A 22,469-nucleotide genomic window follows, 5' to 3' on the forward strand; every position below is an offset into this window, starting at 1 on the left:
CTCATGTTAGCCCTTCACTGCTCCGGCCATGATGCCGCTGACGAGCTGCTTGCCGGCGAAGGCGAAGAGCAGGATCAGCGGGATCGTTGCGAGCAGGACGCCCGCGAGAACGATGGAATAGTCGACGAAATAGTTCGATTGCAGAAGCGACAGCGCGACCGGAAGGGTCGGGCTCTGCCGGTCCAGCACGATGAACGGCCAGAAGAAGTTGTTCCACGCACCGACGAAGGTGAAGAGGAAAAGCATCGCCGCGGCGGGGCGGGCCGCGACCACGCCGATCGTCCAGAACGTGCGGATCATGGATGCTCCGTCCACACGCGCCGCTTCGATCAGTTCGTCCGGCACCGCCTGGTTCAGGTACTGCGTCATCCAGAAAACGCCGAAGGCGCTCGTCAACGCGGGGATGATGACCGCGCCGATGTTGCCGGTCCAACCGAGGTCAGCAAAGAGGATGTAGAGCGGCACGACCCCGAGCTGCATCGGTACGGCCATGGTGGCGACGACGAACGCCAGCAGCCACTTGCCCCCGCGGAACCGCAGCTTGGCGAAGGCCCAGCCCGCCAAAGTCGAGAACACGACGACGGAGGCCGCGATCACGGTCGAGCTGAAGATGGAGTTCCAGAGCGCCAGCCAGAAGTTGACCGCCGGGTCGCCGACGACCGCCAGGGCGTTCGAGATGAAGTTGCCGCCCGGGATCCACGACATATTGGGATCGTTGATGGTCGAGGAGTCCCCCGAGCCGATCAAGAACGACCAGTAGAAGGGGAAGACGGCCGACACCAGGACCACGCCGAGGCCGATGTACACCCAGACCCCGGCGCGCACGCCGCGGATCTTCTGGACGCGCTCGTTTCGACGACGTGCCCGGGCGTTCGGGATTCCCTCTTCCACGATGGCGAGGGGTGGTGTGCCCACAGAAGTCATCGCTGCGCTCCTTTCCGGCGTCGGCGACGCGCGACGACGCCGCGACCGCCCTCGTCGCGCACGAGGCGACGGGTGATGAACAGGTTGATCAAGCCGATGAGAAGGATGATCGCGAACAGGATCCAGGCGAGCGCGGCGGCCCTGCCGAAGTTGAACTCGCCCCAGCCGATGTTGTAGAGGTACAGCGTGATCGTCAACCACTGCTGGGCGGCACCGCCCTGACCCGTGTTGTCGAACATGCGCGGCTCGTCGAAGATCTGCAGGCCACCGATCGTCGACGTGATGATCACGAAGATGAGGGTCGGCCGGAGTGAGGGGAGCGTGATGCTGATGAACTGGCGGAAGGCGTTGGCGCCGTCCACCGTTGCAGCCTCGTAGTACTCCCGCGGCACGGCCTGCATCGCCGCGAGCACGATCAGCGCGTTGTATCCCGTCCAGCGGAAGTTGACCATGGTCGCGATGGCGATGTGGCTCCAGAACGGATCCTTGTGCCAGGGAATCGCGTCGAGACCGATGCTGGTCAGGATGTTGTTCACGAGACCGTAGTTGTCGCCGAACATGTTGCTGAAGATGAGCGCGACCGCGACCGGCGCCATCACGAACGGCAGCAGAACGCTCATCCGCCAGAACGTCTTGGCGCGGATGTTGCGGTCCAGCATCGCGGCGATGAACAACGCCAGGAGCAACTGCGGTACGGACGACAAGATGAAGATGCTGAACGTGTTGCGCAGGGCGACCCAGAACTTCGGATCGTTCAGGATCCAGATGTACTGCTCGAGACCCACGAACGTTCCGGAGTTGCGGACGAGGTCCCACTCCTGCAGAGAGATGACCGCCGTGAAGGCGATGGGGAACAGTCCCACGATCGCGAACATGATGAAGAACGGCGAGATGTAGAGGTACGGCGAGACCTTCAGGTCCCACCGGCTCAGCCTGTTCCTGAACGACAGGGCTGGTCGCGGGCGACCGGCGGACGGCGGGGACGGGTCTTCGGATGAGATGCGGGGGCGAGCTTCGGTCGCGGTCACGGGGGGCTCCGTATCGGTGAGGTCGAGAGCGGTCAGGGGGCGGGGCGAGCTATCGAGAAAGCGCGCCCCGCCCCCTTCCGGTCATTAGAAGGCGTCGACCTCGGTGACCCAGGTGTTCCACGAGGTGGTCTGGTCTTCGACACCGTCGAAGACACGAGTCACCGCGTTCTGCAGAGCGTCGTGGTACTTGAAGTAGTTCGCGCTCTTGTAGGGGGCAACCGTGACGGCTTCGGCGCGGTTGGCGCCGATCTCACCGGTGGGAGCGTCGTTGAAGTACGGGTTGACGAACTCCGTCAGCTCCGGGTTCGTGTAGGCGTCGACCTGGCTCGGGAACGTGCCCGCCTCGATGAACGCCTTGAGCTGCTGCTCGGGCGCGGTCAGCCAGTCGGCCAGGGCAAGCGCCGCGTCGACATTCGCACCGTTGGCGGGCACCGTCAGGTACGAGCCGCCCCAGTTTCCACCGCCGCCGGGGAAGACGTCGGCGACGTCCCAGCCGGTGACATCGGGCGCGTTGCCGGAGATGATGCCGAGCATCCAGCCCGGGCAGAGCATCGCGGCGAACTCACCGTTGGTCATCGAGGCGTTCCAGTCATCGCTCCACTGACCCGCGTAGGCCGCGTTGGGGATCGCGCGCTCGACGACCAGGCTGTAGGCGTCGGCGATGTCGGGGTTCTCCGTCGCGATGATGGTGCCATCGGGCTCGTCGTACGTGTACTCCATCTGGTTGACGATGCCCTGCAGCACCGAGTTCGCCGAGTCGATCATCGGCTTGCCCGTGGCGGCCTTGTACTGATCGGCGATGTCGAGGAAGTGGTTCCAGTCGCCCTCGAAGAGCGCCGCGACCTCGGCACGATCGGTCGGGAGACCGGCGGCAGCGAAGAGGTCCGAGCGATAGCAGATGGACTGCGGGCCGATGTCGGTGCCGAAGCCGACGAGGCGTCCGTCGCCGTCAGTGGCTCCCGCTTCCTTCCAGTCCAGCCAGCGGCCCTTGGCACTGTCGGGCACCTCGGCGAGCAGGTCGGAGTACTGCATGGCCTCGGCGAACCAGTCGATCTCGACCGCTTCGATGTCGGCGAGGCCTTCCTTGCCGAGCTTCTGGAAGTAGTTGGCACGGGCGTCGCCGGACTCGGCGGCCTTGTTGTGCACGATCTCGATGTCGGGGTTCTCGTCCATGTACTCCTGCAGGAGCGCGTCGGTGTACCCGAAATTGTTGAACGTGGCGATGGTGAGCGTGGTCTTTCCGTCGGCGTCGCCGGACGGGGAGTCGCTTCCTCCACCGGCGCAGCCGGCGAGAACGATGGCGGAAGCGGAGAATGCTGCGACGATTGCGGCACTCCGGCGCATGGCGCGTGAGTTCACTGTCACTCCTTCGTGATGGTCGTTGAGTACTGCGCGTGACGTCGGGGTCGTTCCCGCAATCATCTGGTCCATGGGAGCGTTCCCATCGGTGGAGGACACATTATGAGAGCGTTCCCACGAGATCAAGAGAGCGGTCCCAAATGAATAGTCACGGTTTGGTCACGACACGGGAAGGTGTCCTGCGTCGGGCGTACCCGCCGCGGACATCCCGGGCACGAACGGTGTCGTGACCCGGCCCTAGACTGGGAGGGCAACCCGCCCCCGACAGCCGGAGCTCTCACATGCCCACCATCGTCGTCGACGTCATGCCCAAGGCAGAGCTGCTCGATCCGCAGGGAAAAGCCGTCACGGGCGCGCTCTCGCGTCTCGGGGTCGAGGATTTCAGCGCCGTCCGTATGGGGAAGCGGTTCGAACTCACCGTCGACGGCGAGATCACCGATGATGTTCTCGCGACCGCGCGCCGCATCGCGGACGAGATCCTCTCGAACTCGGTCATCGAGGACGTCGTCGAGATCTCGGTCCTGGAAAAGACGGTGGTCGAGTGAGCCGCTCCCGCATCGGGGTCGTGACGTTCCCGGGATCGCTCGACGACGCCGACGCCCGCCGCGCGGTGCGCCTCGCGGGCGGCGAGCCGGTCGCGCTCTGGCACGGCGATCACGACCTCCACGGCGTCGACGCGATCGTTCTGCCGGGTGGGTTCAGCTACGGCGATTACCTGCGTGCCGGTGCAATCGCGGCGCGCGCGCCGATCATGTCCGACATCCGCGACGCGGCGGAGAAGGGGATGCCCGTCCTCGGCATCTGCAACGGATTCCAGATGCTCGTCGAGGCGCACCTGCTGCCAGGCGGCCTCATCCGCAACGCCCACCAGCAGTTCATCCGCCGCGACCAGCGCCTCGTCGTCGAGAACGCGGACACCGCCTGGACAAGCGGCTTCGAAGCCGGACAAGAGATCGTGATCCCGCTGAAGAACGGCGACGGCGGTTACATCGCCGACGACGACACGCTCGATCGCATCGAAGGCGAAGGGCAGGTCGCATTCCGCTACGTCGGGGTGAACCCGAACGGCTCACTGCGCGACATCGCCGGCGTGACGAACGCCCGCGGCAACGTCCTCGGTCTGATGCCGCACCCCGAGCACGCCGTCGAGCCGGGCTTCGGGCCGGACACGTCGGTCGCGATGCGCTCGGGCGAAGACGGTCGCATCTTCTTCGCGAGTGCCATCGCCGCGGTGCTGCAGAACGCCTGACCCGACCGAGCGCGCTAGCGTCGAAGGATGAACCGCGCGCCCCGCACGCTCACCGTCACCGTCCCCTCCCCCCAGGTTCTCGAGGACCTCGGCCCCGTGCCGGACGGGGTGGAAGTTCTGGTGTGGCCGATGGACGGACCCGCGCCACGAAAACGCCTCGACCTGGTGGTCGTCCCGTACATGTCGGGCGGGAGCGGCTTCAGCTGGCTCGAAGGCGTCGAGACCGGCGTGCTGCAGGGACAATCCATCGGCTATGACGAGGTCGCGAATCACCTACCGCCCGGGCGACGGTTCGCCAATGCCGCGTCGGTGCATGAAACGGCGACCTCCGAGTTGGCGCTTGCACTTGCTCTCGCAGCGCAGCGGCGCATCCCCGAGCTCGTACACGCGCAGGCCACCCAGACCTGGATGCAGGAGAAGAGCACCGGTCTCGCCGACCAGCGCGTGTTGCTTCTCGGCTACGGCGGTGTCGGAAAAGCGACCGCCGCACGCCTCGCGCCCTTCGAGGTCGATCTCGTGCCGGTGGCGACGCAGGCCCGCGACGAGGACGGCGTGCACGTGCACGGTGTCGACGAACTGCCGGAGCTGCTCCCCCATGCCGACATCGTCATCCTGACCCTGCCCGGTGGGGAGGTGACGCGGCACATCGTCGACGACGCTGTGCTGTCTGCGTTGCCGGATGGTGCGCTGGTGATCAACGTGGGCCGCGGCTCCTTGATCGACACCGCCGCGCTGGTCGATCATGCCGGTCGTGGCCGCATCCGCGCCGCGCTCGATGTCACCGATCCGGAGCCGCTGCCCGCGGGACATCCCCTCTGGACGACTCGCGGGGTACTGATCGCGCCGCACGTCGGCGGCTTGACAGCGGCGATGCGACCGCGCGCGGCCCGCCTGATCCGTCGGCAGATCGAGCGGATGCTGCAGGGCGAGCCGCCGCTCAACATCGTGATCGGCGGCTGATCGCCCCCCACCCACCCCGTGGCTCAGCGGTCGACGAAGGGCCGGGTGTCGATGTCGTCGCCCGACCAGAGATCTTCGCAGGGAACGGTGACCGCGTCGTGGGTCGCGAGATAAGCACGCGCGCCTCGATCCCCCGACAGAGCCCGCTCGAGCGGGGCGAAGTGTTCGGCGCCGATCAGTACCGGATGGCCGGGGTCGCCGCCGTACGTCGCCTGTACGAGTGCACGCCTCGGTGCCCCGGCGACCGCGTCGATGACCCGGTGGACGACGGTGGGTGGCGCCCCCGGCGCGTCCACCGGCATGATGACGAGGGCTGACGCGGATCGCTCGCCCGCCGCAGCGAGTCCTTTCGAGATCGTGGCCGACAGGCCGAGCCGCCAGTCGGGCACGACGACGATCTCGGCACCCGGCGGGACGAGGTCGCGTGCTTGCGTCGCCGAGGCGCCCAGCGCCACGATCACCTGACCGCATCCCCCCTCGCGCAGCGTGCGCACGGCCCGAACGACCCACGGCACACCGTCGCCGCCTCGGGCGAGGGCCTTCGGGCCGCCGAACCGTGTGCCCGCACCGGCAGCGAGCACGAGGCCGAGCACGCAACCGGACGCCTGATCGGTCGTCTCGAAGTCCGGCGGGCGCATGGTGCCGCCAGCGTATCGCGCAGGAAACATCGCGCGGCTAGCGTTGCATGATGCTCGAACTCGCCGCAGATCTCCTGCCGCACCTCAGCGTTGGTGAGTCGGTCGCTGTCGTCACGGTGACACGCGTCGCGCGCAGCGCTCCGCGGGGGCTCGGCGCCTCGATGGCCATCACGGCGGACGGCTCGGTCATCGGCTCGATCTCCGGCGGCTGCGTCGAAGGCGACGCGATCGTCCTCGCCCATGCCGTGCTGGCCGATGGGGTCGCCCGCGGGGCGCGTTTCGGGTTCAGCGACGAGCGCGCGCACGCCGCGGGCCTCGCGTGCGGGGGCGAGGTGGATGTGCTCGCGTACGTCCTGCGACCCGACGACGAGGTGGCACGGCGCGCACTGGAGACGGCGGTCCGCGATGAGCGCGTGACCCTCGCCCTCGGCATCGGCACGCCTCACGAGGGCACCGTGGCCGACGCATCCGCCCTCTCGCGGATAGCTGCCGAGGCACTCCCCGAGTTGGATGCGGCAGGGCTGTTGGCCGAGACGGTCCCGATCGCCGACCGCACATGGCTCGCGGTGTCTCGGGCTCCCCGCGCTCGCCTGATCATCGTGGGTGCGGGGGAACATGCCGCAGCGCTGTGCCGGGTGGCCAGCGCGGCGGCTTATGCCGTCACCGTGTGCGACCCCTGGCCCTTGCTGGCGACCTCGGAACGTTTCCCCGACGCATCCGACATCGTGGTCGCCGATCCGGGTGAATACCTCACGTCGCTAGCCGAGGAAGCGGGTTCGGTCGATGCTCGGACGGCCGTCTGCGTGCTCTCCCACGACGAACGCATCGACATTCCCGCGCTTCATGCCGCACTCGGCATGAACATCGGTTTCGTCGGCGCGATGGGCGCGCGGAGCACGGTGGAGCAGCGTGCGATCGCTCTGCGCGAGCGAGGGGTGACGGAAGCCGATCTGGCCCGTCTCCACTCTCCGCTCGGCCTGGACCTCGGCGGTTCGTCGCCCGAGGAGGCGGCCGTCGCCGCCCTCGCCGAGATCATCGCGTCGCGGTACGGGACATCGGGTGGCCCGCTGCGGGATGCCCGCGGCCCGATCCACGCCCGCGGCCCCGGAAGCCCCGCCACCCCGCCCATCGCCGCGCCGACCTGCTCGCCCCTGTAGCCGCGCGCCCGATGCGGTTGCCGCCGAAACACCCCTCGTGCGACGAAACACCTCTCGCCGCGGGGTGTCTCGCCGCACATCGGATGTTTCGGCGACAGCTCGTCCCGGGGGAGCGATAATCCACCCACCATGAGGCCGGTGCTACGCTCTCGGCACTGCGTGTCCTAACAACCATGACCTCCCGGCGATCGTCGGCGACCGAGCCGGTGGCTCAGGGCGGGGACTGCTGACTTCACTCGTCACAGCACCCGGAGGCCCCCATGTCCACATCCGCATCCGCGCCCGCATCCCTGCCCGTCGACAAGTCCCAGGCGGGCCTGAACGCGCGCCAGTACCACATCGGTATCGCGCCCGGCGAGGTCTCGTCCGTAGCTCTGCTGCCCGGCGATCCGTTCCGGGTCCCGTTCGTCGCGGAGTTCTTGACGGAGGTGCGAGAGGTCGCACACAACCGCGAGCACCGCACGATGACGGGCTGGTACAAGGGACGTCACATCACCGCGACGTCGACCGGTATGGGGTGCCCGTCCACCGCGATCGCTGTCGAAGAGCTGGCGCGCGTCGGTGTGACCTCGTTCATCCGCGTCGGCAGCTCGGCCGGGCTGCAGCCGGGCATAGCGCCCGGGGACCTGCTCGTCAGCGAGGGCAGCTTCCGCAACGACGGAACGACCGATGCCTATCTGCCGAAGGGTTTCCCCGCGGTCCCGGACCTCGAGCTCACCCTGGCGCTCGCCCGCCACTCCGAGCGGATCGCCGCGGCGTCGGGAACACATTCCTTCCGCGGCATCAGCGTGAGCGACGACGCGTTCTACGCGGAAACACCGGAGTGGATCGCTGAGCTGAACCGCATGGGCATCCTGAATGTCGAGATGGAGGCGTCCGCCCTGTACATCGTCGCCCGGCTGCGCGGCCTGCGAGCCGGCATGGTGTGTGCCGCGTCCAGCAACCTGGTCGATGGCGCATCGCTCTACGACGAGAAGAACTCCGCGCTCAAGGACGGCTGGATGCGCAGCATCGAGGCGGCGCTCGAAACGGCGGTCGAACTCGAACTGTAGGCGGTCGCGCGGTGCATTCTGGGGTGCGCCGAGCGACCTGGCGCGTCGGGTGCATGGCAACGGCCCCGACTCCCGGTTACACGTGAAACACTCACGAAATCCGGCGCTGATTGGATGGACGGATGCGGCGACGCATACGCGGAAGGAGTGCCGGTGGACCTGAACACCATCACGAGCTTCCGCCGCGCCACCAGCCGCGACGACCTCGCGCTCGCCCCCGGCGAGATCATCCTCGGTGGGGGGACGTGGCTCTTCGGCGAGCCCCAGACGCACGCGACCGGCCTGGTCGACCTCACGACGATGGGCTGGCGTGATCTCGAGGTCACGGACGCGGGTCTGACCATCGGCGCGACGTGCACGATCGCCACGCTGGTCGCATTCGCCGAGGGTCGGACGACGGATGCCGTGGCCCCTGCCGACTGGTCGGCCATCGCGCTGTTCCCCGTCGCCGCGAACGCCCTGCTCGCCTCGTTCAAGATCTGGAACACCGCGACGGTCGGGGGGAACGTCTGCCGCTCGTTCTCGGCGGGCGCGATCGTGTCGCTCGCGTCGGCGCTCGATGGCGAGGCCGTGATCTGGACGCCTGATGGCGGCGAGCGCCGCACCGCGGTCGCCGAGCTGATGACGGGCAACGGCACGAATGATCTCTCCCCCGGCGAGGTGGTGCGCGCCGTCGAGATCCCGGCGCATGCACTGCGGTCGCGGGCCCTCATGCGCAAGATCGCCCTCGCCGAGCTCGGCCGATCGGGTGCGGTCGTCACCGGGCGCATCGACCGCGATGGGTCCGCCGTCTTCACCGTCACCGCCGCGACCCTCACACCGACCGTCCTCCGCTATCCAGCGCCCCCCGCGGCGGAGCAGCTCGCGACCGATGTCGCGGGGGCACCGGACTTCTACACGGATCCCCTCGGGTCCGCCGACTGGCGTCGCGGGGTCAGTATCGAGCTCGCGGAGCGGATCCGGCTCGAACTCGCCGACGCCGTCGACCCCGGGGAGGCCGCGTGAAGATCGAGGTGAATGGCGCACCGATCGAGGTCGAGCCACGCCCGGGTCAGTGCCTGCGCACACTGCTGCGCGAGCACGGCCACACCGAGGTCAAGAAGGGGTGCGACGCCGGCGATTGCGGCGCGTGCGCCGTCATCCTCGACAGCCAGCCGGTGCACTCGTGCATCATCCCCGCGATGCGGGTCGATGGCAGCACCGTGACGACGGCCGCGGGCCTGGCCCCCGGCGATGGCCTCCATCCCGTGCAAGAGGCGATCATCGAGAACTTCGGCTTTCAGTGCGGCTTCTGCACCCCGGGAATGAGCGTCACGGCCTCCACCCTGACCGAGGCCGACCTGCCCGACCTCGATCGCCGCATGAAGGGCAGCCTCTGCCGGTGCACCGGCTACCGCCCGCTCCGCGAGGCGATCACCGGAGCCGTGCGCCAGACGGGGCGGAGAGCGGCCGTCGCCGAACACGACGTGACAGAGACGGATGCCGCCGCCCCGCCATCCGTCTGCGGTGATACATGCGAGGGTTCCTGTGCCACCGCTGCCACGACGACACCGTCGGGGTCGGGGGTCGGCACGTCGGTCTCGCCCGAGCCCGCCCGGCGCGTGGTGCAGGGGCGCGAGCCGTATACCTTCGATGAGCCCGTCACGGGAGCCCTCGTGTTGCGGGTCGTGACCTCGCCGCATGCGCACGCACGCATCCTTTCCATCGATGCTTCGGCTGCACGCGCGGTTGCCGGGGTCGTCGCGGTCTTCACGCATGAGGATGCTCCCGCCACGCGGTACTCGTCAGGCCGGCACGAGCATCGCACCGACGACCCCGACGACACTCGCGTGCTCGACGACGTCGTCCGCCATATCGGGCAACGGGTCGCGGCCGTCGTAGCCGAGAGCTCAGAGGCCGCGGAGCGAGCGTGTCGGCTGGTAGAGATCGAGTACGAGGTGTTGCCCGCCGTCTTCGACCCCGATTCCGCGCGCATGCCGGGTGCTCCGCTGCTGCATGCCGATCGAACGCCGGAGGACCGTGTCGCCGACGCGTCCCGCAATGTCGTCACCGCGCTCCACGACGGTTACGGGGGTGATATCGATGCCGCCCTGGCCGCGAGCCCGGTGCGCGTCGGCGGGACCTGGCAGACGTCGCGCGTGAGCCACGCGCAACTCGAAACGCACGGATCCGTGGGCTGGATGGACGAAGAAGACCGTCTGGTCATCCGCTCCAGCACCCAGGTGCCATTCCTCACCCGGGACGAACTGGCCCACATCTTCGACCTGCCACGCGAACGCCTGCGCGTCTACGCGCCCCGCGTCGGCGGAGGATTCGGCGGCAAGCAGGAGATCTTCACCGAAGACCTCGTGGCCCTCGCCGTGCTGCGCACCGGCCGCCCCGTCGCGTACGAGTTCTCGCGCACCGATCAGTTCCAACGGGCGTCGCTGCGGCACCCCATGCGCGTCTCGGTCGAGCTCGGCGCGAACGAGGACGGCACGCTTACCGCGATCAAGCTCGACGTGCTGAGCGATACCGGCGCCTACGGCAATCACGCGATCGGTGTGATGTTCCACGGCTGCTCCGAGTCGATCAGCCTCTACAACGCGCCGGCGAAGCGCGTCGATGCCGAGGCCGTGTACACCAACAACGTCCCATCAGGAGCCTTCCGCGGGTACGGTCTCGGTCAGGTGCAGCTGGGCGTCGAGTCCGCGTTGGACATGCTCGCCCAACGCCTCGACCTCGATCCATTCGAGGTGCGCCGCATCAACGCCGTCCGCGACGGCGACCCCCTGCTCGCGTGGCACGCCGAACACGAACCCGAGGTGCGCTGGGGCAGCTACGGCCTGGACCAGTGCCTTGACCTCGCTCAGGGGGCCATGCGCCGCGGCAACGGTGTGACGGCACCGGATGGCTGGCTCATCGGCGAGGGCATGGCCTCGACGCTGATCGCGACGATGGCGCCGCGCGGCCATATCGCGCACGCCACCGCGACGCTCCGACCCGACGGTACGTATGCCCTTCGCACCGGTACGGCCGAGTTCGGCAACGGCACCACCACCGTGCAGCGCCAGATCGCGGCATCCGTCCTCGGGGTCGACGGCGGGCGCGTGACGCTGAAGCATGCCGACACCGACGGGGTCGCGCATGACACGGGTGCGTTCGCGTCGGCGGGCACGACGGTCGCGGGTAAGGCCGTGTACGCCGCGTGCGTCGCGCTGCGCGAGCGGATGCTCGGGATCGCCGCCACCCTGCGCGGCACCGAACCCGGCGCCTGCTCGCTCACGGCCGAGGGGGTTCGCACCCCGTCAGGGGTCGTGTCGTTCGACGAGATCGTGGCAGCGGCGGCGCCGGAGTCCCGGAGCCCCGAGTTACTGACCGAGGGCCTCACCGCTCACGGCGCCGAACACGGCGATGAACGGTCACTCGCGTTCAACGTCCACGCGGTGCGGGTCGCGGTCGAGCCATCCACCGGGACCGTCCGCATCCTGCAGTCGGTGCACGCGGCAGATGCGGGCTTCGTCATGAATCCGGCCCAGTGCCGCGGACAGATAGAAGGCGGAGTGGCGCAGGGCGTCGGCAGCGCGCTCTACGAAGAGGTCTCTATCGACGACCGCGGCGCCGTGGTCAACCCGATGTTCCGCACCTACCGGGTGCCGCAGTTCGCCGACATCCCCGACACCGAAATCTACTTCGCCGACACGAGCGACGACCTCGGTCCGTTCGGGGCGAAGTCGATGAGCGAATCGCCGTACAACCCCGTCGCCCCCGCGATCGGAAACGCGATCGCCCGGGCGCTCGGACGCAGGCCGTACGAGCAGCCGTTCTCGCGCGACCGCGTGTGGCGCATCGCTCAGGCCGACTGACCCGTCAGCGGTGGGCGCGTCCGGCAGCGATCAGCGCCGTCGCCTCCGAACGCGAGGTGACCCCGAGCTTGCGGAAGATCTTCGACACGTGGAACTTGACGGTGTTCTCGCTGATCCCCAGGCGCGCCGCGATCCCGCGATTGCGCAACCCTTGCGTCATGAGCTCGAGGATCTGCAACTCGCGCGGTCCGAGCCGCGCGATGAGCGGGTCGTCGCCGTGTGAGTGAGGAGGGTCCAGGGGCATGACCACGGAGAGTTCCGAGCCCCACCCCTCGGTCGCCGCGAGGGTCATCTCGCCGTTGACCGCGGACACACGCTGCCGGAGTTCGTCGAGGGCGCCGTGACCGAACGATTCGTCACCGGGGCCGTCGTCGCGCACACTGATCAACAGATTGCGGCCGTCGCAATCCCACTTGACCCGCACTCGGCTCGTCCCCGGTTGTTCGACGGAGGCCAGGATCGCTCGGCGCACGATCGCCCGGGCACCGTGGGCGATCTCGCTGGGCAGGGCGCGCCCGTCTACGGGTGGTTCGACGAACTGCACGTCCACATCGCGGTAGCGCACGAGAGGCACGAGATCATCGCGCAGACGCTCGAACGCCGAGGTCACGGGCTCTTCCGTGAAGGTGCGGACGAGATCGGTCGAGGTGCGCAGCTGCACCATCGCGTGCGCGGCAACACCGACCGCGGCCTGGCGCGCGGCGTGATCATCGGTGGAGGGCGACCGCAGCACGGCGAGCAGCGCCTCGAGCGTGCGGGAGTGCGTGTCGCTGAGTTCGGCCACGACCTCTGCGCGAACGCCGGCCGCGGCACGCGACTCGAGCAGATAGCTCGGGGATGCATCCCGCGCGGGTTGCCGGATCCGCATCGCGACGATGCGCCATAGCTGCAGGAGCTCGGCCGCGGTGAACACGTCGGCGTCGGGATCGGTGCCGGATGCCGCCGGCATGGGATCGACGAGAACCAGCAGCGGCCCGGTCTCGGCGCGGGCCAGCACCGTGTCCCGCGCCGCGCCGCCGACGTCCACCGAGGCACGCAGGACACCGGGGCCCTCGAGCAGAGCCCTGGCCTCCACCATCTCCGACAGCGCGACGCGTGACGCGAGCGCCGAGTCCCCGTGGTGCTTGAGCGGGTGACTCACGTCATCCTCGGCCAGAATGATGAGCGCCGAATGCGGGATCCGTGGCGCCAGATACTCCGAGAGTGCACGTGCGATCTCCGGCAGCGGGGCCGCCACGATGTCGGCTATCGCGGCGATCGAGGTCGGCATCGAACGATGCTAACCGCAGCGGGACCCTCCCGCGCTACCCGATTGGGTAGTGAGGACTACCCCGACCGCCGATGGCGCTACCGAAACGGGTGGCGCAGGCTGGATGAGCCGCCGACGTCGATCCGACGTACGCGCGGTTCGAGGTTCGGAGAGGAGCCACTATGACGAACAATCGTGCCGTCGCCTACAAGGGGCCGGGCAAGGTCGAGGTCATCGATACCGATTACCCCACCTTCGAGCTGAAGGATGGGCCGGGCGTCAACCCGGCGAACGTCGGGCGGAAGCTTCCGCATGCCGTGATCCTGAAGACCGTCGCCACCAACATCTGCGGGTCCGATCAGCACATGGTGCGCGGCCGCACGACGGCGCCCGCGGGGCTCGTGCTCGGCCACGAGATCACGGGCGAGGTCGTCGAGGTCGGTCCCGACGTCGAGTTCGTCAAGGTCGGCGACATCGTCTCGGTACCGTTCAACATCTCGTGCGGCCGCTGCCGCAACTGCAAGGAGGGCAAGACGGGCATCTGTTTGAACGTCAACCCCGACCGACCCGGGAGCGCCTACGGGTACGTCGACATGGGCGGTTGGGTCGGCGGCCAGGCCGAGTACGTGCTCGTGCCCTACGCCGACTGGAACGCCCTGGTCTTCCCCGATCGTGAGCAGGCGCTGGAGAAGATCCTCGACCTGACGATGCTCTCCGACATCTTCCCCACCGGGTTCCACGGCGCGGTCACCGCCGGAGTGGGCGTGGGATCGACCGTGTACATCGCCGGGGCCGGGCCGGTGGGACTCGCGGCGGCTGCGGGTGCGCAGCTTCTGGGCGCGGCCGTCGTGATCGTCGGCGACCTGAACGAAGAGCGTCTCGCCCAGGCGCGCAGCTTCGGTTGCGAGACCATCAATGTCGGCGACGGGGATGTGCCCGACCAACTCGCCCAACTCCTCGGGGTGCCGGAGGTCGATGCCGCGGTCGACGCCGTCGGGTTCGAGGCACGCGGCCAGGGCCACGGTGCGGAAGCCGCCGAGGCCCCCGCCACGGTTCTCAACTCCCTCATGGACGTGACCGCGGCGGGCGGGGCCATCGGCATCCCCGGCCTCTACGTCACGGGCGACCCGGGCGCGGCCGACGAGGCGGCGCAGAAGGGTTCGCTGTCACTGAGCTTCGGAACCGGCTGGGCGAAGTCGCTCTCGTTCACCACCGGCCAGTGCCCCGTCATGCGCTACAACCGGCAGCTCATGATGGCGATCCTGCACGACAAGGTGCAGATCGCAAAGGCCGTCAACGCCACCGCGATCTCGCTCCAGGACGCACCGCGCGGGTACGCCGAGTTCGATGCGGGCGCCGCCACGAAGTACGTGCTCAACCCGAACGGCTACATCGCGGCATAACCGGCCGCGGGCATCCGTCACCACATCCACGCTCGTACAACACGCACCCACGAGGCACAGCCTCACGATCGAAGGAGAACCCCATGTCAGCACTCACCCTCGCGGACGCTCGCACGCTGATCGCCGCTGCCGAAGCCCGCGCCGACGAAATCGGTCAGCCGATGAACATCGCCGTCGTCGACGGCGGCGGCAACCTGATCGCCCACGTGCGCCAGGACGGCGCATGGATCGGGAGCATCGACATCTCGATCAGCAAGGCGTGGACGTCGCGCGCCTTCGACATCCAGACGAAGGACCTCGGCGACAACTCGCAGCCGACGCAGCAGTTCTTCGGCATCCACACCACCAATGGCGGCAAGGTCGCGATCTTCGCGGGCGGCGTGCCCCTGCTGCGCGACGGCGTCGTCGTCGGCGGCCTCGGGGTCAGCGGCGGATCGGGCGAGCAGGACCAGACGGTCGCCGAAGCGGGCGCCGCCGCGCTCTGACACGCACGTTCTTCGGGCGAAGCACCCCGCGCGCGACGAGACACCCCTTGTCATGAGGTGTCTCGTCGCACGCGGGGTGTTTCACGGCGCGTGGCGGGGACGGGCGGGGCCGGAGCGGATTACCAGCGACCGGCGCCGGTGCCGCGCAGGCCCTGCTTGACCACGACCAGACGGTACGTGCGCCCGTCCGCCGACCACCAACGGTGGTGAACGCCGCCCGCATAGTAGGCCGAGTCCCCGGCGCCGAGGGTCGAACGTTCGCCCTCGACCTCGATGTGGATCGCCCCCTCCACCACGTAGAGGAACTCGTCTTCAGCGTGCACGAAGATCTCGCCGGGCTGAGTGGCCCCACCGGACACTTCCATCGGATGCAGCGGCCGACCGCCGCGCGCCAGCATCCGAGCCGACCCGGCGGCAAACCCCTCCGGAACCGATTCGTCCGCCGCGCCTTGTCGGTGCACCTCGACGGCGGGGTGCGCGGATGCCGCCGCATCCGCTTCTGCGATCAGTTCGATCGGGCTCGTCTCGAGCGCCGAGGCGATTCGCCGCAGCGACGACAGGCTCGGTTGGGCCAGCCCGCGCTCGAGCTGGCTCAAGAACGGATGCGAGAGGTCCGTCGTCTCGGCGAGCCGCACGAGAGTCATGCCCCGTGCATGCCGGACACGACGGATCGCGGCGCCGAGCCGCGCATCCGCGTCATCCGCACTTACCGGTCGCGAGGCGATGCTCGACGTCATGGCCGCGGTCCTCGCTAAACCGGCAACGCGACGCCGCGGGAGCCCGCGTACTCCCCCACGCGTTCGACGAAGGCCGCCTTCTGCTCGGGCGTCAGCCAGGACGCCTCGAACGAATTGATGGCGAATTGCACAAGGTCGGTCTCGGACAACCCGGCCTGCTCCGCGAGGGCGACGTAGTTGTCGCCGACGTACGCCCCGAAGTACGCGGGATCGTCCGAGTTGATCATGACGCGCAGGCCCGCCCGCAGCAGGCTCACGATCTCGTCGGCCTTCATCTGCTCGGTGACGAAGGAGTTCGACACGGGGCAACAGGTGAACCCGAGTCCACGCTCCTTCGCGATGGCGACGAGCTCGGGATCTTCGACGATGTTCGTGCCGTGGTCGATGCGCTCGACCCGGATGTCGGTGAGCACCGCGCGGATGTTGTCGATCGACCCGACCTGGTCGATGTCGCAGTGCATCGTCAGACGGAAGCCCTCGGCACGGGCACGCGCGAAGACCTCCGAGAACTTGCTCGGCGGGTTGTCTCGCTCGTCCGAGTCCAGCCCTACGCCGATGATCCAGTCCTTGTAGGGCAGGGCCGACTCGAGCGTCGCTGCCGCATCCTCCGCAGAGAAGTCGCGCAAGAAGCAGAGGATGAGTTCCGCGGAGATGCCGAGCTCGTCGCCCGCCCGGACGGCGGCGCGGTGGTATCCCGTGATGACGTTCTCGAAGGGCACGCCGCGGCTGGTGTGGGCCTGCGGGTCGAAGAACATCTCGGCATGCACGACGCCCTGCTCCTTCGCACGCAGGAGGTAAGCCCAGGCGAGGTCGTGGAAGTCATCGGCCGTCTGCAGCACCTGCATGGCGGGGTAGTACACGGCGAGAAAGCTCGTCAGGTCGGTGAAGTTGTAGGTCGCCTTCACTTCTTCGAAGGTCTTCTCGGCCAGTTCGATGCCGTTGCGGGCCGCGAGTTCGAACTTGAGCTCGGGCTCGAGGGTGCCCTCGAGGTGAAGATGCAGTTCGGCCTTGGGCAGGCCATAGGCGAACTCGGCGAGCGCGAGGGAGTCGGTCATGGTGTCCTTTCGAACGGTGGAGATAACCGCGCACGCGAAGGTTCTCGGGGCGGTTCGATGAGATCAGACGCGGTTGCCCATGCCCATGCGGGCGAGCGCCACGGACTCAAGGATCTGAACGACGTTGTAGAGGATGAGCGCGGCGCCGGTTACCAGGACCACAGCGGTCCAGACGGCCGAGAACTGCGCGCCCGAGATGTAGCCGCCCACAGCCCCGCCGATGCCGCCGCCGACAGCGAGCCACTCGGCGAGCAGGGCACCCGTGATCGCGCCGGGCACCGAGATGCGCACGGCGGCGAAGAACTCGGGAAGCGAGCTGGGCAGGGCGACCTTGCGCAAACGCGTCCACGACGATCCGCCGTAGACCGTGACGAGGTCGTTCATCTGCGGAGAGGCCGACTTCAGGCCGAACACGATGTTGACGAGCGCGGGGAACAACACGACGATTCCACCGATCACCGCGACGGACGCGAAGTCGCGGCCGAAGATCAGGATGATGACCGGCGCCATGGCCACGAGCGGCACCGAGCGGAGCAGCATCGCCATCGGCATGAGGGCGTGCTCGATGCCCTTGCTCAACTGGAAGATCATCGCCACGAGCAGAGCGACGACGAGACCGGCGATGAATCCGACGACCGAGTGTCCGAGCGTCACCCAGAGCTGGCCGAACAGCTGCTCGCGGTTGGCCTCGGAGTTCGGCATCGTGAAGAGGAAGTTCCAGACATCGATCGGCCCCTTGCCGACGTAGGGCGAGATCTGGAAGACCCACAGCGCCCCGACCCAGATCACCAGCACCGCGACGATCGTCAGGACGAAGGTGAGGACGCTGCGACCGAGCGCGCGAAGCGTGGCGTTCCGCGTCTCACGCCGGATCTCGGCGTTCAGCTTGGCGGTCTGTTCGGCGGCGGATGCCGTCACACCGGGCGGCACGTCGGTCATGAGCGCACTCATTTCGACACTCCCTTCGACCAGGGCGCGATGGCCCGGGCGACGAGGCCCAGCAGGCCGTAGCCCAGCAGAGCGACGGCCCCGGAAACGAGGGCGATATCCCACACGCGAGCGGAGTTCAGCGCCTGCTGCGCCGCGATCATCGCGGGCCCCACTCCGACGGTGATCTTGCCGAAGAACTCACCGAGCACGGCACCGAGGAACGCAGCCGGGACGGCGATCTGGAGGGCGTTGAGGATGGAGGGCAACGATGCGATCAGGCGAACCTTGCGCAGCTGGGTCAGGCGCGACCCGCCGTAGACCGTGATCAGGTCGAGGCTCGCCTTGTCTGCAGCCTTCAAGCCCAGGAGCGCGCCGACGACCGTCGTGAAGAAGCAGCTCAGAGCCGCCAGGAAGATTGCGGTGGTCGAGGGCTGACCCGAGGTCGGGATCGGCACGATGACCGTGAGCAGCAGACCGAGGGCGACGATCGGGATGCAGTAGGTGATGATCGCGATCTGCATCACGACGCCCTCGAGCCGCGGGACGATCAGTACGAGGGCCGAGAGGGTCAATGCGAGACCGTTGCCCCACAGGTATCCGATGCCCGCCTCGGCGAGGGTCACTCCGAAGTTCCGGACGTAGAACTCCCACCCCGTGTTGAAGAACTCGATGAGGACCTGCGGGGGTGTGGGTATGGCCTGCACCCCACCCGGCCCGACGTTCGAGAAGACCGTCGCGGCCAAAATCCACCACACGGCGATGATCCCGACGATCCCGATCAGGCCGCTGACCCAGGCCGGAAGCTTGATGTCTTCCCACTGGATCGTGCGGGGCTTTGCGGCTTCGGTCGCCGAAAGGTCAGTGGTCATCCGCCGCGGCGCCTCCGACGCCGAAAAGCAGCTCGGACGCCTGATCGACGTAGGCGTGGAACTCCGGGGTCCGCATCATCTCGGGCGTTCGGGGCCGCGGCAGGTCGATCGTCATGACCTCCTTGATGCGGCCGGGACGCGGACTCATCACGGCGACCTGGTCGGAGAGGAAGATCGCCTCCGAGATGCCATGCGTCACCAGGAGCGTCGTCGCAGGCTTTTCGGTCCAGATCCGCAGGAGCTCGAGGTTGAGCTTCTGCCGCGTCATGTCGTCGAGGGCACCGAAGGGCTCATCGAACAGCAGTACCGAGGGCTTCATGATCAGCGATCGCGCGATCGAGACGCGCTGCCGCATACCTCCGGACAGTTGCGCGGGTTTCGCCTTCTCGAACCCCGTCAGCCCGACGAGCGCGATCATCTCTCTGACGTAGTCCTTGTCGACGGGTTTGCCCGCAACCTCGAACGGCAGCTGGATGTTCGACTGGACACTCCGCCAGGGCAGCAGCGCGGAGTCCTGGAACGCGATGCCCAGCTCGTTGCCCTTGCGCAACTCCTTGGGGCTCTTGCCGTCGACGCGCGTCGTGCCGCTCGTCGCATCCTCCAGCCCCGCGAGGATGCGCAGAATGGTCGACTTGCCGCATCCCGACGGGCCGAGAAGGGCGAGGAACGTGCCCTGGTCGGTGTGCAGGTTGGCGTCCTGCAGCGCGACGACGGTCTTGCGACCCACGCTGAAGACCTTGTTCAGTCCGGTGATCTGCAGGCCGGTGCCCAGGCTTGTCGCCTGGGCACCGGTCTGGGTGGCCGTTTCGGTCACAGTTGATTTCTCTCGGTAGAGGTGAAGAACTCAGCCCATGTAGGCGATGAGGTCCGGGTTCTCTTCGTAGACCTCGGCCAGCAGGCTCAGGTCGAAGAGGTCGCCCGCTTCGACCTCGATGCCGGCTCCGGCGAGGCTGCTGACGGTCGACGCCTGCAGGGCGTCGCTGATCGAGAAGATACCGAACTCCTCGGTCTCATCCGAGACGATGAGTTCGTTCTGCGCGATCGCACCCGCAAGCGAGTTCTCGGGGTTCAGGTCGAGGTCCGCTCCGTATTCCTCAACCGCGAGGCGCGAGCCCTCTTCGGGGTCGGCGAGCGCGTCGGTCCAGCCGCGGATCTCGGCGACCAGGAATGCCTTGAGCATTTCGCGGTTGTTCGCGATCTGCTCGTCGGTGACGGTGAACGTCTCGGCGACGAACGGCAGGCCGTTGTCGGCGAAGGGCAGATCCGTGGTGTCGAGACCCTGCGCGGCAACCGTGACGGACTCGTTGGTGATGTACGCCATGAATCCGTCGACCTCGCCGTTGACGAGGGGCGCCGGGTCGTACTGAACCGGGACGATCGTCAGCTCGGACGGGTCGATGTCGTTCGCCGCGAGGAGTGCGTTGAAGAGCGTCGTGTTCGAGTCCTGCACGCCGATGCGCTTGCCCTTGAGGTCGTCGACCGTGGCGATGTCGCCGCCGTCGGCGAGGGAGAGGATCGTGAAGGGGTTGGACTGGAACGTCGCGCCGATGATCTTGAGGGGGGCGCCCTCGTTGGCGACGGCAGCGCCGACCGAGATGGAGTCGCTCAGGGCGACGTCGGCCGTGCCGCTGACGAGTTCGGCGACACCGGTCGAGGGGCCGGGCACGAGGTTGACGGAGGAGAATCCGGCCTCTTCGTAGTAACCCATCGAGTCGGCGAAGTACTCCCCCGCGAACTCCTCGTTGAGGATCCAGCTGAGCTGGAGGGTCAGGTCACCGAAGCCCTCTTCGCCTGCGGGAGACTCGGATGCGTCGGACCCGCTGCCACTGGAGCAGGCGGTGAGGGCGAGAGCTGCGACGGCGACGCTCGCACCGGCGACGGCGAGGCGACGGCTGCGTGAGGTGTTGAAGCGGAATGTCATGTGCTGTGTCTCCAGATTGGACGGGGGTGGCACTCGGGTATATCGGCACGGTCAGAAGGCCTCGACCCTGCGCGATACAGGTGACGCTATGGGATGTAGATTTCACGAACACTGGCGCCGTGTTTCGTCGCCGTTACACCTTCAGCGCGGCGGGCGCCGGCGCGCTCAGTGCGGGTGACGCCCCAGGCGCTCCGCCATCGCCGGCAGATCGCGGTGCACACGCTCGGATGCCTCGGCGGCGAGCGGGTTCGTCGACTCGCCGCTGCGCGAGACGGGCTTTCCGCCCACGTAGACGCCGAGCAGGTTCCGCAGGCTCATCGACAGCACGTAGCTGCGGACGGGGTGCCAGAGCGGCCCCACGTCGGGGCGGCGCGGGTCGACCACGACGAAGTCGGCGAACTTGCCCACCTCGAGGCTGCCGACGCGGTCGGCGACGCCCATGATCTCCGCCGAGCCCAGCGTGTGCAGGCGCAGCACGAGCTCGGGCATCATCGACAGCGGGTCCTTCGTGCGTGCCCGCTGCATCGCGATGCCCATCCGCATGTTCTGCCACGGGTCCGAGACGTCGGTGCAGGCCTGGTCGTCGAGCCCCATGCCGACCTTCATGCCCATCGCGATCATCTCGGGCACGAGCGCGGTTCCGGACGCGAGGCGCCCGTTCGACGCGGGCTGCCACGACATCGAGGCACCGCCCGCCGCGGCCTGCTCGATGATCTCGGGCGTGGTCTGGATGAAGTGACCGAACATCATGTCCGGGCCGAGGGCCCCGGCATCCCGGTACAGCGCGAACTTGGACTGCTGCAGCTCGACCGCCTCGGGCGACTCGAGGAAGTGGGCCTGGTTCGTCACGCCGAACCGCCGCATCGCCTCGACCTCGAGCTCAGCGGCCTCGGGACGCGGCGACCACTGCACCTGTCCCATGATCGAAGCGCCGAGCGCGAAGTCCGGGTCCATGGCGCGGGTGTGGGCGACGGATGCCTCGAAGCGCGCGAAGATCTCGTCATCCGTCCCCGCGGTGACGTCCATGCCGATCGAGTCGACGAAGCGAAGACCGGCGTCGAGGCATCCGTCGGCCTGACGCGTGTGGTACCCGGTGCCGCGCAGGGGGGCGTTGCCGACGCGCTTGCCGTCGACCATCGACTCCCACGCCTGCTGAGGGTCGGTGAAGTTGTAGGCGGTCGTGACGCCGTTGCCGAGGAAGTCGAGGGCGCCGTGCAGGGTCGACCAGTAGATGTCCTCCGGCGTTGCGTGCGCGGTCATGCCGAGCATCGAGTCGCACCAGCCGTAGAGGGTGTCGGCGACGCCGAGCCCACGCAGGCCGCTCGTGAAGAGGTGGCTGTGGCTCGAGACGAAGCCGGGGGCGACGAACGCACCGTCGACGTCGAGCACCTCGTCGGCCGTCGTGTCGCTCGGGTCGCCGGCGCCGATCCCCGCGATGCGGCCGTCTTCGACGCGCATCCAGCCGCGCTCGATGTAGCCGGGGTCGTCGGTTCCGGCGGAGACCGTGATGAGGCGGGCGTTGATGACGAGGAGAGACATGGGGTTCCTAACGGTGAGTGGATGTCCCAACTTTTCATCCCAAGTTCGTAGGTGGGGTGAAAAGTTGGG

At 68.1% G+C, this 22,469-nt stretch carries 21 protein-coding genes; 9 read left to right on the forward strand and 12 right to left on the reverse strand.

The window, feature by feature from the left end:
* Positions 1-6: 6 nt before the first annotated feature.
* The 3 genes from ACIQ0W_RS09565 to ACIQ0W_RS09575 all read right to left on the reverse strand — a co-directional run bounded on the left by ACIQ0W_RS09565 (position 7) and on the right by ACIQ0W_RS09575 (position 3,311).
* Positions 7-924 (reverse strand): carbohydrate ABC transporter permease, encoded by a 918-nt coding sequence (locus tag ACIQ0W_RS09565; RefSeq protein WP_396642567.1) that lies wholly within the window; start codon positions 922-924, stop codon positions 7-9.
* On the reverse strand, positions 921-1,952 hold the full coding sequence (locus ACIQ0W_RS09570; protein ID WP_396642568.1) for a carbohydrate ABC transporter permease: 1,032 nt from the start codon (positions 1,950-1,952) through the stop codon (positions 921-923). Before ACIQ0W_RS09570 ends, ACIQ0W_RS09565 begins: the two co-directional genes overlap by 4 nt.
* Positions 1,953-2,036: 84 nt before the next feature.
* Positions 2,037-3,311 (reverse strand): ABC transporter substrate-binding protein, encoded by a 1,275-nt coding sequence (locus tag ACIQ0W_RS09575; RefSeq protein WP_396642569.1) that lies wholly within the window; start codon positions 3,309-3,311, stop codon positions 2,037-2,039.
* Between the two features lie 281 nt (positions 3,312-3,592).
* Between ACIQ0W_RS09575 and purS the strand changes: the two genes are divergently transcribed.
* The 3 genes from purS to ACIQ0W_RS09590 are packed head-to-tail and all read left to right on the forward strand — an operon-like array spanning position 3,593 to position 5,520.
* Positions 3,593-3,856, forward strand: coding sequence for a phosphoribosylformylglycinamidine synthase subunit PurS (purS, locus tag ACIQ0W_RS09580; RefSeq protein WP_396642570.1), 264 nt, complete (start codon positions 3,593-3,595; stop codon positions 3,854-3,856).
* Positions 3,853-4,560, forward strand: coding sequence for a phosphoribosylformylglycinamidine synthase subunit PurQ (purQ, locus tag ACIQ0W_RS09585; RefSeq protein ID WP_396642571.1), 708 nt, complete (start codon positions 3,853-3,855; stop codon positions 4,558-4,560). Before purS ends, purQ begins: the two co-directional genes overlap by 4 nt.
* Before the next feature lie 27 nt (positions 4,561-4,587).
* Positions 4,588-5,520 carry a 2-hydroxyacid dehydrogenase gene (locus ACIQ0W_RS09590; RefSeq protein ID WP_396642572.1) on the forward strand — a complete coding sequence of 311 codons (933 nt, stop codon included), beginning with the start codon at positions 4,588-4,590 and terminating at the stop codon, positions 5,518-5,520.
* A gap of 23 nt (positions 5,521-5,543) precedes the next feature.
* On the opposite strand, the gene ACIQ0W_RS09595 is transcribed toward ACIQ0W_RS09590, so the two are convergent.
* Complete coding sequence (locus ACIQ0W_RS09595) at positions 5,544-6,158, reverse strand: NTP transferase domain-containing protein (protein ID WP_396642573.1); 615 nt, start codon at positions 6,156-6,158, stop codon at positions 5,544-5,546.
* 50 nt (positions 6,159-6,208) lie between these two features.
* On the opposite strand from ACIQ0W_RS09595, the gene ACIQ0W_RS09600 reads away from it, so the two are divergent.
* The 4 genes from ACIQ0W_RS09600 (at position 6,209) to ACIQ0W_RS09615 (ending at position 12,212) form a co-directional block, all read left to right on the forward strand.
* Positions 6,209-7,315: an XdhC family protein gene (locus ACIQ0W_RS09600; RefSeq protein ID WP_396642574.1), complete on the forward strand. Its 1,107-nt coding sequence runs from the start codon at positions 6,209-6,211 to the stop codon at positions 7,313-7,315.
* Positions 7,316-7,575: 260 nt separating this feature from the next.
* Positions 7,576-8,367 carry a nucleoside phosphorylase gene (locus tag ACIQ0W_RS09605; RefSeq protein WP_396642575.1) on the forward strand — a complete coding sequence of 264 codons (792 nt, stop codon included), beginning with the start codon at positions 7,576-7,578 and terminating at the stop codon, positions 8,365-8,367.
* A 153-nt stretch (positions 8,368-8,520) separates the two neighbouring features.
* Positions 8,521-9,372, forward strand: a complete 852-nt coding sequence (locus ACIQ0W_RS09610) for an FAD binding domain-containing protein (protein WP_396642576.1) — start codon at positions 8,521-8,523, stop codon at positions 9,370-9,372.
* Positions 9,369-12,212, forward strand: a complete 2,844-nt coding sequence (locus ACIQ0W_RS09615) for a molybdopterin-dependent oxidoreductase (RefSeq protein WP_396642578.1) — start codon at positions 9,369-9,371, stop codon at positions 12,210-12,212. Before ACIQ0W_RS09610 ends, ACIQ0W_RS09615 begins: the two co-directional genes overlap by 4 nt.
* 4 nt (positions 12,213-12,216) lie before the next feature.
* On the opposite strand, the gene ACIQ0W_RS09620 is transcribed toward ACIQ0W_RS09615, so the two are convergent.
* On the reverse strand, positions 12,217-13,482 hold the full coding sequence (locus ACIQ0W_RS09620) for a LuxR C-terminal-related transcriptional regulator (protein ID WP_396642579.1): 1,266 nt from the start codon (positions 13,480-13,482) through the stop codon (positions 12,217-12,219).
* Positions 13,483-13,643: 161 nt separating this feature from the next.
* Here ACIQ0W_RS09620 and fdhA point away from each other — a divergent pair, with 161 nt between their 5' ends.
* Both fdhA and ACIQ0W_RS09630 read left to right on the forward strand, forming a co-directional pair.
* Positions 13,644-14,864 carry a formaldehyde dehydrogenase, glutathione-independent gene (gene fdhA / locus ACIQ0W_RS09625; protein ID WP_396642580.1) on the forward strand — a complete coding sequence of 407 codons (1,221 nt, stop codon included), beginning with the start codon at positions 13,644-13,646 and terminating at the stop codon, positions 14,862-14,864.
* 83 nt (positions 14,865-14,947) lie between these two features.
* Positions 14,948-15,349 carry a heme-binding protein gene (locus ACIQ0W_RS09630; protein ID WP_396642581.1) on the forward strand — a complete coding sequence of 134 codons (402 nt, stop codon included), beginning with the start codon at positions 14,948-14,950 and terminating at the stop codon, positions 15,347-15,349.
* A 119-nt stretch (positions 15,350-15,468) separates the two neighbouring features.
* On the opposite strand, the gene ACIQ0W_RS09635 is transcribed toward ACIQ0W_RS09630, so the two are convergent.
* The 7 genes from ACIQ0W_RS09635 to ACIQ0W_RS09665 all read right to left on the reverse strand — a co-directional run bounded on the left by ACIQ0W_RS09635 (position 15,469) and on the right by ACIQ0W_RS09665 (position 22,400).
* Positions 15,469-16,086: a helix-turn-helix domain-containing protein gene (locus tag ACIQ0W_RS09635; RefSeq protein ID WP_396642582.1), complete on the reverse strand. Its 618-nt coding sequence runs from the start codon at positions 16,084-16,086 to the stop codon at positions 15,469-15,471.
* 14 nt (positions 16,087-16,100) lie between these two features.
* On the reverse strand, positions 16,101-17,141 hold the full coding sequence (add, locus tag ACIQ0W_RS09640; RefSeq protein WP_396642583.1) for an adenosine deaminase: 1,041 nt from the start codon (positions 17,139-17,141) through the stop codon (positions 16,101-16,103).
* A 63-nt stretch (positions 17,142-17,204) separates the two neighbouring features.
* Positions 17,205-18,080 carry an ABC transporter permease gene (locus ACIQ0W_RS09645; RefSeq protein WP_396642584.1) on the reverse strand — a complete coding sequence of 292 codons (876 nt, stop codon included), beginning with the start codon at positions 18,078-18,080 and terminating at the stop codon, positions 17,205-17,207.
* 8 nt (positions 18,081-18,088) lie between these two features.
* Positions 18,089-18,940: an ABC transporter permease gene (locus ACIQ0W_RS09650; protein ID WP_396642586.1), complete on the reverse strand. Its 852-nt coding sequence runs from the start codon at positions 18,938-18,940 to the stop codon at positions 18,089-18,091.
* On the reverse strand, positions 18,930-19,754 hold the full coding sequence (locus tag ACIQ0W_RS09655) for an ABC transporter ATP-binding protein (protein WP_396642587.1): 825 nt from the start codon (positions 19,752-19,754) through the stop codon (positions 18,930-18,932). Before ACIQ0W_RS09655 ends, ACIQ0W_RS09650 begins: the two co-directional genes overlap by 11 nt.
* Before the next feature lie 30 nt (positions 19,755-19,784).
* Complete coding sequence (locus ACIQ0W_RS09660) at positions 19,785-20,861, reverse strand: ABC transporter substrate-binding protein (RefSeq protein ID WP_396642588.1); 1,077 nt, start codon at positions 20,859-20,861, stop codon at positions 19,785-19,787.
* A 165-nt stretch (positions 20,862-21,026) separates the two neighbouring features.
* Entirely contained in the window at positions 21,027-22,400 is a 1,374-nt protein-coding gene (locus ACIQ0W_RS09665) for an amidohydrolase family protein (RefSeq protein ID WP_396642589.1), read from the reverse strand.
* Positions 22,401-22,469: the final 69 nt, after the last annotated feature.

The organism is Microbacterium sp., from assembly GCF_044340635.1.
Taxonomy (GTDB): Bacteria; Actinomycetota; Actinomycetes; order Actinomycetales; family Microbacteriaceae; genus Microbacterium.